Raw genomic sequence first — 11,676 nt, forward strand, 5'->3', positions numbered from 1 at the left:
CCTTTACACCGTTTCCTCTACGATGTACTCATAGATATCGTCCCGCACCGGCCGATCCAACCGATAGTTGATTTCAAACGCATCGCGTTTGGACTGCGCCATCTGAATCGGCTGCGGATCGCCCTCTGCATAGATCTCGCCCAAGAAGTAGAACTCCTTCGCCTCGTTATCATTTTTGTCTTTCCGAATAAAAAGAAAAATACGATTGTCTTGATCTTCCGCGGTTCGTTTATAAATATGATCGGCATCGCTGGAATTTACCTTTCGCGGACGCTTCGACAATGCGATCAAATGATCCGGCGTAACAAATCGGTCTTCGTATGCAATCGCATCTTCCGCTTTATCGTAATTGATGAATACCGGAAGGGTTTTCGTTCGCTTATCATAAAAATAGCCACCGATATTCTGCGCAGTCAGGTTTTGCTCCCAGTTCAGAAGACGGCATACATCTTCGTAGGTATATTTTGCGTATAGCTGAAACGCCGTATCCTTGTATCGATTTCCGTATTCGCGGTAACTGCGCTCGATACCAAAATCCACCAGTTCGGTAACTGCGGAGCGGAATTCCGGGTGAGAAAGCAATTGCTGGAATTCCGACGCAATTTCATAGTTTTCTTTGTCCTCCTTTAAAAAAACACAGGCTGTAAATTTCTTTTGATCTTCATTTCTTGCGAATTCGTTTGTTAAATTTCGCAGCACGGAATGAGTTACCACATCCTGCACATCTGTTTTGTACCGGATTTTCATAAATTTCTTGTAGTACTGCTGAATTCGCGGTTCATTTTCCAACAACCCCTTTAAGACAACCAATTCATCAATTCGCTTTCCCTTTGCCAGTTTCCGGGAAATGAACTGCAGAATCTCCTCTTCTTTCGCACTCATCTCCGTCGTGTAATCCGCCTCGTACTTCTTGAGAAATTCGTGATAGGATCCCAGCTTATCGAAGAATTTCGTTACATCAATGGTTCCGTAATTATAGAAATCCTTCAGCTTTGGAATCCGCCCCAGCTTCTGTTTTAAGTTGCTGTACGCTTCCTTCAATGTTTTCAGATCATTGGTTGACGCGGAATCGATTGCCTGATAGATTCTTTTTTTCGAAATCTCATCAAAGTGAATGGTGGAACTTCCCGGAATCACCCTGGCCCCTTCGCTGACATACCGACGCATCGTATCCTTGTTGTAGGACCGGTCGCCCGACAACGCAATCGGAATCATGAAATTGTTTTTATAATTTCCAATGAAGTCCAATATCACCACGAACTCCTTATCATCCGACTTTCGCAGGCCTCTGCCCAGCTGCTGCACGAATACGATTGGTGATTGGGTCGGGCGCAGCATCACCACCTGGTTCACCTCCGGGATATCCACACCTTCGTTGAAGATATCCACCGTGAACACGTAGTCCAGGTAATCCTCTCGAGTATCGCTTACCAGCCGATCGATCACTTCTTCTCGCACCGCCTGAGAATCATCTCCCGACAGCATCCGGGCGCGATAACCATGCTGACAGAATTTCCGAGCCAGTTCTTCGCCCTCATCCTTCCGACTGCAGAACACCAAGCCTTTCACCCGGTCCCCGCTGTAGCCAAAATATTCCACCTGTTTCAGAATATAATCTACGCGCTCATCGCTCACCAGCTTGACAAAATTCCGAAGGCCGGATTCATCATCAAATGTTTCTCCATCGATTTCCAAATCCGTAATGCCGAAATAGTGAAACGGGCACAGCAAATTCTCTTCCAGTGCCTGCTGCAGTCGAATTTCATACGCAATATTGTAGTCATACAAATCAAAGATATCGAAATTGTCCGTTCGCTCCGGACTCGCAGTCATACCCAGCAGGAACTGAGGTTTAAAGTACTCCAAAATCCGCTGGTAGCTTTCCGCACCGGCGCGATGGGTCTCGTCGATACAGATAAAATCAAATTCCTCCGGTCTGAACTTCTCCAACACGTCCTCTTTGGACATCATCTGCATGGTGGAAAAGAGATAGTCCGCATCGTAATCCTTTTCATTTCCGGACAATAAGCCATACCGAATTGGACTTCCGTCCGGCTTGTATTTTCCAAATACTCGCTGATAACTCTTCAGCGCCTGTTTCGCAATCTGTTCCCGGTGCACCACAAAGAGGGCTTTCCCCGGCGCCGCATCTCGCATCGCGAATGCGGAGGCGTAGGTTTTTCCGGTACCCGTGGCAGAGATCAGCAGTGCTCGATTCTCTCCTTCTTCCCGAAGCTTCTGCAGATTCTGGATGAAGTTCAGCTGCATCGAATTTGGTTTTAGCTGATATCCCAACAAATCGATGGCCTTCCCCTGAGTCGCCACCTTCTTCTGCTTCTGAATCTCCCTGTACAGCAGTTCATATTTATCAATAAAATCTTCGAAACTCCGCGTCCGCTCCGAGGTCCACAGCTGCTGGAATTCCTGACGGATTTCGGTAAGGAACTCGCCTTGCTCGGTGGATACCATTTTGGTATTCCACTCCCGGTTCCGTGTCAGCGCCCCTAAAGTCATATTGGAGCTGCCCACAATTACCCGGTACATTTCATCTTTCCGGAAAAGATAACCCTTGGTATGAAAACCTTCCGATTCATCGTCCGTGACATACATTCTAATTTCCAGATTCTGCAGCTTTGACAGACGGCGAAGGGCTTTCGGATCGCTGAAATTGAGATAATTTGTGGTCAGAATCTTTCCCGGAATATTTCGGTGTTCTAATTCCTTGAACGTTTGCATAAAAGGCTCAATTCCGCTGTTGGTAATGAACGCCACGCTGATGGCGAATTCATCGCACCGCAGAAGTTCGCTCTCAATCGCGGACAGCACTTTCTTCCCCTCTGCCGCATTGTTCGACAAGAATTCCGGCCGATATGCCAGATTCGAATTGTATTCTCCATCGATAAAAGCAGTGCGAAAGCCTTTGCGCAGCTCTTCTATACTTGAATTTCGATTCTCATTCTTTTGCATATATCACGCTGCTCCTCTGTTCAAATATTTTTTACGGTTATACAGGGTCATTATATCACAGCGCCGGCAATGCGCTCAAGAAAGGTCTGTTTCCTCATGTTGGCGTGACTCGACGAAGAATCAAGGCTTTGCGGGCAGCAAGGCGCCAACATGACCTCTCACCGTCTGCAAAGCCGTCTAACCAATACACCAAAAAGTCAGATTCCCACACCTTTCGTGTGGGAATCTGACTTTTTGCACCTATAACTTCTATTTCTTCGACTGATTCTGCAGTACCCCCAGCAGGCCCCGGGTCAGGACACTGGCCCCCACGGCCAGCAGCTCGGCTTCAATCCGATCCGCCCTGCGGCGGGCATCGGCTTCCGCTTTTTCCTGTTGGCGCTCCTTCTTGCGAAGGGCCTGATCCTCCAGCTTCTGTTGGCGGCGCCGCTCCTCATCTTCTAATTTCTGAAGGCGTTTTTTCGCCGCCTCTTCCTCCTTCAGGCGCTGCTTCTCTGCCGCCGCTTCCTCTTTTTCTCGGATTTTACGGTCGGCCTCCTCCTCCGCGGCGGCCTCTGCTTTTACCGCCTCTGCCGTCAACACCTCGTAGGCGGACTCGTTGTCCATGTAGTCATCGTACTTCTCCATGCCGTCGTGCAACATGGCTTTGGAACGGAACATGGGATCCGGCGGCGCCATGGAGCTCTGGGGACAGATGATTTTCGTACGCTCCACAATCGTCGGCACGCCCTCTTCATCCAGGAAGGAGGTCAGCGCTTCCCCCACGCCCAGCTCCAGGATGGCATCCTCCGTCCGGAATTCCGGATTGGCACGGAAAGTCTGAGCGGCGGTACGCACCGCCTTCAGTTCCGCCGGAGTGTAGGCGCGCAGGGCATGCTGCACCCGGTTGGAAAGCTGAGCCAGCACAGTATCCGGAATATCACTCGGGCTCTGGGTCACGAAATACACCCCCACACCCCGGGAGCGAATCAGCTTCACCGTCTGTTCGATTTTCTGCAGCAGCACCTTCGGCACATCTCGGAACAGCGTGTGCGCCTCATCGAAGAAAAATACCAGGCGCGGCTTGTCCAGGTCGCCGGATTCCGGCAGACTTTCGAACAGCTCCGACAGCAGCCACAGAAGGAAAGTGGCGTACAGCGTCGGATTCTGCACCAGTTTCACCGAGTCCAGCACGTTAATCATGCCCCGGCCCTCGGCATCAGTGCGGATCCAATCCTGAATATCCAGGGCCGGCTCTCCGAAGAACAGGTCGCCGCCCTGCTGCTCCAGAGGCAGCAATGCCCGCAAGATGGCCGCCACCGACTGGGGCGTAATGTTTCCGTAGGTCATCATGTATTCCGAGCGGTGCTCGCTCACGTAGTTCAGCATGACTCGCAGATCCTTCAGGTCGGTCAGCAGAAGGCCCTTGTCATCGGCGATGCGGAACACGATGTGAAGGATGCCTTCCTGCACATCTGTCAGACCCAGAATCCGGCTGAGTAGCTCCGGCCCCATCTCGCTGACGGTGACCCGGATGGGGTGACCGCCCTCCTGATAGATATCCCAGAAGGTGGTAGGATATTCCCGGTAAGTAAAAGTCCCCCGAAGGCCGAAACGGTCGATGCGCTTCTCCATATCCTCCGTACTCTGCCCCGGTGCACAGATGCCCGCCACATCTCCTTTTACATCGCACATGAACACCGGCACGCCCGCATCGGAAAAGGATTCCGCCATCACCTTCATGGTGACCGTCTTGCCGGTACCGCTGGCGCCGGAAATCAACCCGTGGCGGTTGCACATTTTCAGCACCATTTCCACCCGCTTGTCCCCCGCCAGGCCCATATATATTCTTCCATTCTCGTACATAACGTCATCCTCCGTCTTTCGTCGATGCTTCTTTTCATCATTATACGTGCTCCCTCGAATCGGCGCAACAGAAAACGAGCAGCGCCCCGTATGGAGTCGCCGCTCGTTGTTTTTGCCGTATTCTACGCTTTCTTGTAGGTGCTGTAGGCCAGCATGGTGAGGATCGGGTAGATCTCCAGACGGCCCAGCAGCATATCGATGCACATGACGATTTTCGAGAAATCGCCGTACGCCGAGAAGTTGGACATCGGTCCCACCGCATCGAAGCCCGGTCCGATGTTGTTGAAGGTGGCCATTACCGCCGAGAAATTGGTGGACATGGAGAATTCCTTCGGATCCAGGGACACCAGCAGGAAACTGATGATAACGATGAACACGTACAGTGCCAGGTAGGCCTGAACATGTTGAATGGTCTTCTCGCTGACCCGCTCTCCGTCGATTCGCACGGTCCGAATTTCCTCCGGATGGAATACGTTGTGGAGGTTTCGTCTGGCGGATTTGAATAAAATCAAAATTCGAGAAACCTTGATGCCGCCGCCGGTACTGCCGGCGCAGGCGCCCACGAACATCAGGCAGATCAGGATGGCCTGGGAGAAATCCGGCCACAGGTTGAAGTCCGCGGTGGAAAAACCCGTGGTGGTGATAATAGCTGCCACCTGGAAAGCTGCATCCCGCACGTTCTTGCCCAGCGGATGCGTGCTTCCGGAACGCATCAGGTTGGCCGCGATACCGGCGATGCTGGCGAACACGATGAACAGGTACACCCTCAGTTCTTCTCCTTTAATTGCCTCTTTGAACCGCTTGTGGGCCATCATGTAGTACACGCTGAAGTTGATGCCGAACAGCAGCATGAACACCGTGGTAATCCACTGGGCCATCGGCGTGTACTCCGCACATCCGGAGTTCAGCACCGCAAAACCTCCGGTTCCGGCGGTTCCGAATGCGATGCAGAAGGAATCGAAAGGCTTCATTCCCGAAAGAAGAAGCAGCACGATGTTGATCACGGTGAGAACCACGTAGATTCGATACAGGGCCGTGGCCGTATCCCGCATTCTCGGGACCATTTTGTTCACAGAAGGTCCCGGCGATTCCGCCCGCAGAAGGTGAAGGGAATATCCCTCGCCTTTGTGAGCCGAAGGAATAATGGCCAGGAAGAACACCAGCACGCCCATTCCGCCAATCCAGTGGCTGAAGGACCGCCAGAAAAGCAATCCCTTGCCCAGGCCCTCCACATCCGACACCACCGACGCTCCCGTGGTGGTGAAACCGGAAATAATCTCGAACAGGGCATCCACAAATCCCGGAATTCGTCCGGACAGATAGAAAGGCAGTGCCCCGACGATACTCAAAAGAATCCAGGCAAAAGCAGTTACCAGCATTCCCTCTTTGGCGTAAAAATTCATCCGGCGCCGCACGGAGCCGGCATACATCAATAAGGACATGGCGCCGGCCGTCGCCATGGCGCCGATGAATCCGATAACGGCCATCTGATCCCCCGTGTAGATGGCAACTCCCAGGGCCGGTGTCATGCACCCGATCTCGATGACGAGAATCCAGGAGCACACCTGCATCATTATCTTATAATTCATCCTTTTCTTCTTTATCCTCCTCAAAAATATCGTTCAGCTGTATAATCGGCATGGATCCGTTGGATACCACGATTACACGGTCTCCCGGCTGGAAGAAACTGTTTCCGCCCGGGAACTCGATCTTCCGGTCCCTCGTGATGGTGGCCAGAAGAATGTTCTTTTTAAATTCAATATCCTTCAGCGATTCATTGCAATGCAAGGTTTCCTCGTTCACCTTGAACTCGTACGCCTGCGCTCTTCCGCCGGCGATGGAGTGCAAGGTCTCCGCTGCATCGGATCCGTTCTGCATGGCCCGCACGTATCGAAGAATAGTATTGCCGCAAAGAATCTTCGGCGTGATGACGCTGCCCACCGGCATGTTGGCAATCAGGGAAATATTCTCTCCCCGGCCCAGCTTGGTGACCACCTTCGGCACGTTCAGCTCATTGGCGTACAGAGAGGTAATGACGTTCAGTTCGTCCATTCCGGTCATGGAGATAAAAGCATCTGCTTTTTCAATGTGTTCCCGGTCCAGCACCGACTCTTTAGAGGCATCCCCCTGAATGATGGTGGCGTCGTGGAGACGGTCTGCCAGATACTCACAGCGGTCTCTCCGCTGCTCGATAATCTTCACGCCGATGCGGTCGTCCTCCAGCCGTTTGGCCAGGTAGTAGGTAATCCGTCCGCCGCCGGTAATGGTGACGTTCCGAATGCGCTTGGTGACGATGTTCAAGTTGTGCAGCAGTGTGGTGAGGTTGCTGGCGGAAGCGGTGACGTACACGTGATCTCCCTCCTGTAAAACAAATTCACCGGAAGGAATGATGACCTCGTCCCGGCGAGCCACAACGCATACCAGAATCTGGCATTTCACGATATCCGCAATCTTGTACAGCGGCTTGTCGCAAATCGGGCTGCCGGCGGTAACGTGCAGTTCCACCAGGTCTACCAGTCCGTTGACGAATTCTTCCCGGCTCAGGAATCCCGGGTACCGAAGGAGACTGATGATTTCGTGAGCGGTCTGGAATTCCGGATTGACGGTAAGGGACAGCCCCAGCTGTTCCTCCAACATATCCGTACTTTCCATGTATTCCGGGGAGCGAACCCGGGCGATGGTTGTGATGTCCGGATTCAACCCTTTTGCCGTAAGACAAGTGAGCAGATTGGTTTCATCTTCACCGGTGGCCGCAATCAACAGATCCGTCTGCTCGATGTTGGCGGCGCGAAGAACGCTCATCGATGCACTGTTGCCCTCGATGGACATCACATCATACTGCTCCAAAGCCGCTTCCAAAGCGGCAAAATCCTTATCGATTACCACCAGATCGTGCCCGTCTCTCGTGAGCTGATCCGCCAGAAGGTTTCCCACCTTACCGGTACCGGCAACAATAATCTTCATATTTATATATCCTCCTGAAATAAGTATTCTTTAGGCATACTGTAGATGATAACACAAAACCGTGCCGGTAGCGACAAAATTCTCGTAAAATCCTTATTTTTACTGAGTTTTTTCAGTTGAAATTCTATGCGATTTAATACATAATATATTGTGTGTGAGCAATTTGACGCTCATTGTGATTTCATAACTAACAGGAGGACTTAATTATGGCTAAATATGATTGGGGAACGTTCGGATTCCATATTCCGGAAATCATGCTTCCAAAGGAAGGCACCGACTACAGCAAGTGGGCAGTAGTTGCTTGTGACCAGTACACTTCGGAACCGGAATATTGGAAACAGGTAGAAGAAATCGTTGGAGATGCACCATCCACTCTTCGCCTGATGCTTCCGGAAATTTTCCTGGGAAAAGAAGCGGAAGCGGAGAAGTCCGCAGACATCCGCAAGACCATGGATCAGTATCTGGCAGACGGTACTCTCCGCACTCTGGAGCCGGGCTGTATGCTCATCAAGAGAACCGCTGAGGGACGTACCCGTACCGGTCTGGTAATCGCTACGGATCTGGAAGCATATGACTTCAGCAAGGGATCCACTTCCCTGACCCGCGCAACCGAAGGCACCGTAATCGAAAGAATCCCACCTCGTCTGCGCATCCGTGAAGGTGCTCCAATCGAGATGCCGCACATCCTGATCCTGATTGACGACCCGGACAAGAGCGTTATCGAGCCGCTGGTGAACGCACCTCAGACTCCGGTATATGATACCGACCTGATGATGGAGGGCGGACACATCACCGGTTCCTTCATCGCAGAGAAGGATTTGGAAGGCGCAAAGGATGCCCTGTCCGTACTCTTCGACAAAGCCGTTGAGAAGTATGGCGAAGGCAACGTGATTTTCCAGGCAATGGGCGACGGAAACCACTCCCTGGCAACCGCAAAGACCATGTGGGAGAACCTGAAGAAGACCCTGACTCCGGAAGAAGCGGAGAATCATCCGGCTCGCTATGCGCTGTGCGAAATTGAAAATATCCACGATGAGGGCATCGTATTCGAGCCGATTCACCGTGTAATCTTCGCAAAGAAGGGCCAGTCCGGCATGGATCTGGTAAACGAGACCGTTGAACTGCTGCAGCAGGAGAACGGCGGTGCGCACCTGGCAGAAGACGGATATCAGGCAAAAGAAGGTGAGTTCGCAATTCCTTACGTTACCGGCGAGCAGCGCGGAACCATCGTTGTAACCGATCCAGCCAACAAGCTGGAAGTAGGTGCACTCCAGAACGCACTGGACGTTATCGTTAAGGAAAGAGAGGATGCAGACATCGACTACATCCACGGTTCCAAAGCCGTAGAGTCCCTGTCAAAGGAAGCGGGCAACGCAGGTTTCTACCTCCCGGCAATGGATAAATTCATGCTCTTCCCGGCAGTTGCCGCAGACGGCGCGCTGCCAAGAAAGACCTTCTCCATGGGCGAAGCCAACGAGAAGAGATACTACATCGAGAGCAGATACATCGGAAAGTAATTTAGTAATTTCTTTGATGCAAGTTAAGAGGGCGGATAATCGCAGCAGAGCTGCGATTATCCGTTTTTTTATAAAAAAACGCTATGAACCTCTCGTCCACAGCGTCTCTCCTATTTCTCTACTTCTCTACCTCAAAATCCGCATCCACGGCTTCCTCAATCTCGCCCTCGGCGTCCACAAAAGGATGTTCCGGCATCTCCGCAAACTCCGGCGCAGCCTCTGCCGCTTCCGCCTCCTGCGCCGCACGGAGCGCCGCTTCTTTTTCCAGCTGCTTCATCTTCTTCTCATACTCATCCGGATCGCCGTGCTCCGCAATCCATTCCGCATCCTTCTTAGACGTTCCGATGAACAGGAAGGCTGACGCCGCCATGCTGGCGCACATCACCAAGCTCAAGGTGCTCCATCCCCGGAAAATCCCAAATGTGCCCAGGGCCACCCAGAACACCATCACGATAGTGAAAAACTTCGGCTTATCTTCTCTATACAATCTTCTCATTCTCAACTCTCCTCGCTCTTCGTCACTTCTGCGGTAGTTCCGCACCGCACTCCATGCAATATTGGCTCCCCGGTGCGCACTGCACCCCGCACTCCGGACAGATAATCACATCCTCCGCCCGAACGGCATCCACAATTCGCACGTCCTGACCGTCCTTCAGCTTTTCCATCAGCCGTTCCGCATACCGGTTCAGCTTCTTGTTCTGAGGGCTCATCTCCAGTTTCGGATAATCCTTCTTGATGGCATCCCGCACCTTCTCGTATTTTTCTTTTGCGGCAAAAATAAGTGTCTCAATGCCGTAAGCGCCCGGCCGGTCCACCAGGAATGTCAGGTTGCGCACGTCATCGCAGTACAGGCAAGCCCGAACGCCCGAGTCCATGACCAAAACCCCGTGATCCAGGATGTGCCGGTCCTTTCCCAGAAAAATCAGACCCTTCTCCCCCGGAATCACTTCCTCCAGCACCTGCGGCTTCCGATTAATCAGCAAAAAATTACTTTTTGTCATAAATATAAGTACCTCTCGATTTCCGGCGGGATTCTTTTTCGTGAAGTCCCGCAACGGGCTGATTTTACCACTTGCAGGGGCATGCTGTCAAACTTTTGAGGAGAAAAGTCCCTGCAGAATGCCGGAATCGATTGGGGGTTGTTATTTCTTTTTACCCTCGATATAATTTAGAGGAAACGAGGCGCTGTGAATTGTTCGATGGCCTCGCTGCAAACGGTATCAATTCAATGGAGAGAGGAATATATCATGGATTTTCTGATTGTTGTAGATATGCAAAATGATTTTGTGGACGGCGTGCTGGGCACCAAGGAGGCGGAAGCCATCGTGCCGGCGGTGGCGGAAACCATTCGAAACTGGAACGGACCGGTCATCTGCACCCGGGACACGCACCAGAAGTTCTACCTTCATACCCAGGAAGGGGAGCATCTGCCGGTAATTCACTGCGTGGAGGGCACAGAGGGCTGGGAGCTGAACCCGGTCATTGCGGAAGCCGCCGACGTGCCGGACACCGTGATGGAGCTGAACAAACCATCTTTCGGTTCCCTGGAACTGCCAAAATGCATCCAACTCCTGGAGGACGATGAGGATCCGATTTCTTCCATCACCCTAGTAGGTCTGTGCACGGATATCTGTGTGATTTCCAACGCCATGATTCTCAAAGCAGCCTTCCCGGAAACCCCAATCCGGGTCCTGGAAAAATGCTGTGCCGGCGTCACCCCGGAGCAGCACCGGAATGCACTGAATGCCATGAAGGTCTGCCAGATTGAGGTGGAATAGTCCCGGGGATTAGTGCAGACCTTCCGGGGAATAGTGCCGACCCTCCGGGGGAATATGAAAAAGAGAAGGAAAATGCCACGGAACGGTTGGCATTTTCCTTTTTCATTTTTTGCGGCACAGAGTTCGCGCTCGAAAACCGAATTTATTGGCTTTGCGGGCAGGTGAGCGCGAACCGAACCTGGGCCCGGGCCGCTTTTTCACTTTCTTCCGGCACAGGGTTCGCGCTCGAAAACCGAGTTCATTGGCTTTGCGGGCAGGCGTGCGCGAACCATGCCGCCGCCCGGGCCACTTTTTCACTTTCTTCCGGCACAGGGTTCGCGCTCTAAAACCGAATTCATTGCCTTTGCGGGCAGGCGTACGCGAACCGAACCGGGGCCCGGGCCGCTTTTTCACTTTCTTCCGGCACAGGGTTCGCGCTCGGAAACCGAATTCATTGGCTTTGCGGGCAGGCGTGCGCGAACCGAACCGAGGCCCGGGCTCTATTTCCCTCTTTTCCCGACACAAAGTTCGCGCTCGAAAACCGAGTTCATTGCCTTTGCGGGCAGGTGAGCGCGAACCGAACCGGGGCCCGGGCCACTTTTTCACTTTCTTTCGGCACAGGGTTC

General features: G+C 52.4%; 8 protein-coding genes. 2 read left to right on the top strand and 6 right to left on the bottom strand.

Going from position 1 to position 11,676, the window contains the following annotated elements; translation table 11 throughout:
• Positions 1-3: 3 nt before the first annotated feature.
• The 4 genes from PUE40_RS02270 to trkA all read right to left on the bottom strand — a co-directional run bounded on the left by PUE40_RS02270 (position 4) and on the right by trkA (position 7,776).
• A complete protein-coding gene (locus PUE40_RS02270; RefSeq protein ID WP_277671771.1) occupies positions 4-2,967 on the bottom strand; it encodes a DEAD/DEAH box helicase in 2,964 nt (987 codons plus the stop codon).
• A 249-nt stretch (positions 2,968-3,216) separates the two neighbouring features.
• Positions 3,217-4,812, bottom strand: a complete 1,596-nt coding sequence (locus PUE40_RS02275; protein ID WP_277671772.1) for a helicase HerA-like domain-containing protein — start codon at positions 4,810-4,812, stop codon at positions 3,217-3,219.
• A gap of 122 nt (positions 4,813-4,934) precedes the next feature.
• Positions 4,935-6,401: a TrkH family potassium uptake protein gene (locus PUE40_RS02280; protein WP_277671773.1), complete on the bottom strand. Its 1,467-nt coding sequence runs from the start codon at positions 6,399-6,401 to the stop codon at positions 4,935-4,937.
• The gene (trkA, locus tag PUE40_RS02285) at positions 6,391-7,776 is read right to left on the bottom strand and encodes a Trk system potassium transporter TrkA (RefSeq protein ID WP_277671774.1); all 1,386 of its coding nucleotides are present in this window, start codon (positions 7,774-7,776) and stop codon (positions 6,391-6,393) included. The genes PUE40_RS02280 and trkA overlap by 11 nt, the downstream gene beginning before the upstream one ends.
• Before the next feature lie 206 nt (positions 7,777-7,982).
• Between trkA and PUE40_RS02290 the strand changes: the two genes are divergently transcribed.
• Positions 7,983-9,293, top strand: coding sequence for a DUF1015 domain-containing protein (locus PUE40_RS02290; protein ID WP_277671775.1), 1,311 nt, complete (start codon positions 7,983-7,985; stop codon positions 9,291-9,293).
• A gap of 118 nt (positions 9,294-9,411) precedes the next feature.
• On the opposite strand, the gene PUE40_RS02295 is transcribed toward PUE40_RS02290, so the two are convergent.
• Together PUE40_RS02295 and PUE40_RS02300 are read right to left on the bottom strand one after the other, a co-directional pair.
• Positions 9,412-9,789 carry a hypothetical protein gene (locus PUE40_RS02295; protein WP_277671776.1) on the bottom strand — a complete coding sequence of 126 codons (378 nt, stop codon included), beginning with the start codon at positions 9,787-9,789 and terminating at the stop codon, positions 9,412-9,414.
• 22 nt (positions 9,790-9,811) lie between these two features.
• Positions 9,812-10,294 (bottom strand): zinc ribbon domain-containing protein, encoded by a 483-nt coding sequence (locus PUE40_RS02300; RefSeq protein ID WP_277671777.1) that lies wholly within the window; start codon positions 10,292-10,294, stop codon positions 9,812-9,814.
• 246 nt (positions 10,295-10,540) lie between these two features.
• Between PUE40_RS02300 and PUE40_RS02305 the strand changes: the two genes are divergently transcribed.
• Entirely contained in the window at positions 10,541-11,071 is a 531-nt protein-coding gene (locus tag PUE40_RS02305; protein WP_154553714.1) for a cysteine hydrolase family protein, read from the top strand.
• The last annotated feature ends 605 nt before the right edge of the window (positions 11,072-11,676 follow it).

Source organism: Mogibacterium kristiansenii, from assembly GCF_029224645.1.
GTDB classification, from domain to species: Bacteria; Bacillota; Clostridia; order Peptostreptococcales; family Anaerovoracaceae; genus Mogibacterium_A; species Mogibacterium_A kristiansenii.

Excerpts from the sequence above, each read along its gene's own strand:
- PUE40_RS02270 (WP_277671771.1), bottom strand. The coding sequence starts at position 2,967 with ATGCAAAAGAATGAGAATCGAAATTCAAGTATAGAAGAGCTGCGCAAA.
- PUE40_RS02275 (WP_277671772.1), bottom strand. The coding sequence starts at position 4,812 with ATGTACGAGAATGGAAGAATATATATGGGCCTGGCGGGGGACAAGCGG.
- PUE40_RS02280 (WP_277671773.1), bottom strand. The coding sequence starts at position 6,401 with ATGAATTATAAGATAATGATGCAGGTGTGCTCCTGGATTCTCGTCATC.
- trkA (WP_277671774.1), bottom strand. The coding sequence starts at position 7,776 with ATGAAGATTATTGTTGCCGGTACCGGTAAGGTGGGAAACCTTCTGGCG.
- PUE40_RS02290 (WP_277671775.1), top strand. The coding sequence starts at position 7,983 with ATGGCTAAATATGATTGGGGAACGTTCGGATTCCATATTCCGGAAATC.
- PUE40_RS02295 (WP_277671776.1), bottom strand. The coding sequence starts at position 9,789 with ATGAGAAGATTGTATAGAGAAGATAAGCCGAAGTTTTTCACTATCGTG.
- PUE40_RS02300 (WP_277671777.1), bottom strand. The coding sequence starts at position 10,294 with ATGACAAAAAGTAATTTTTTGCTGATTAATCGGAAGCCGCAGGTGCTG.
- PUE40_RS02305 (WP_154553714.1), top strand. The coding sequence starts at position 10,541 with ATGGATTTTCTGATTGTTGTAGATATGCAAAATGATTTTGTGGACGGC.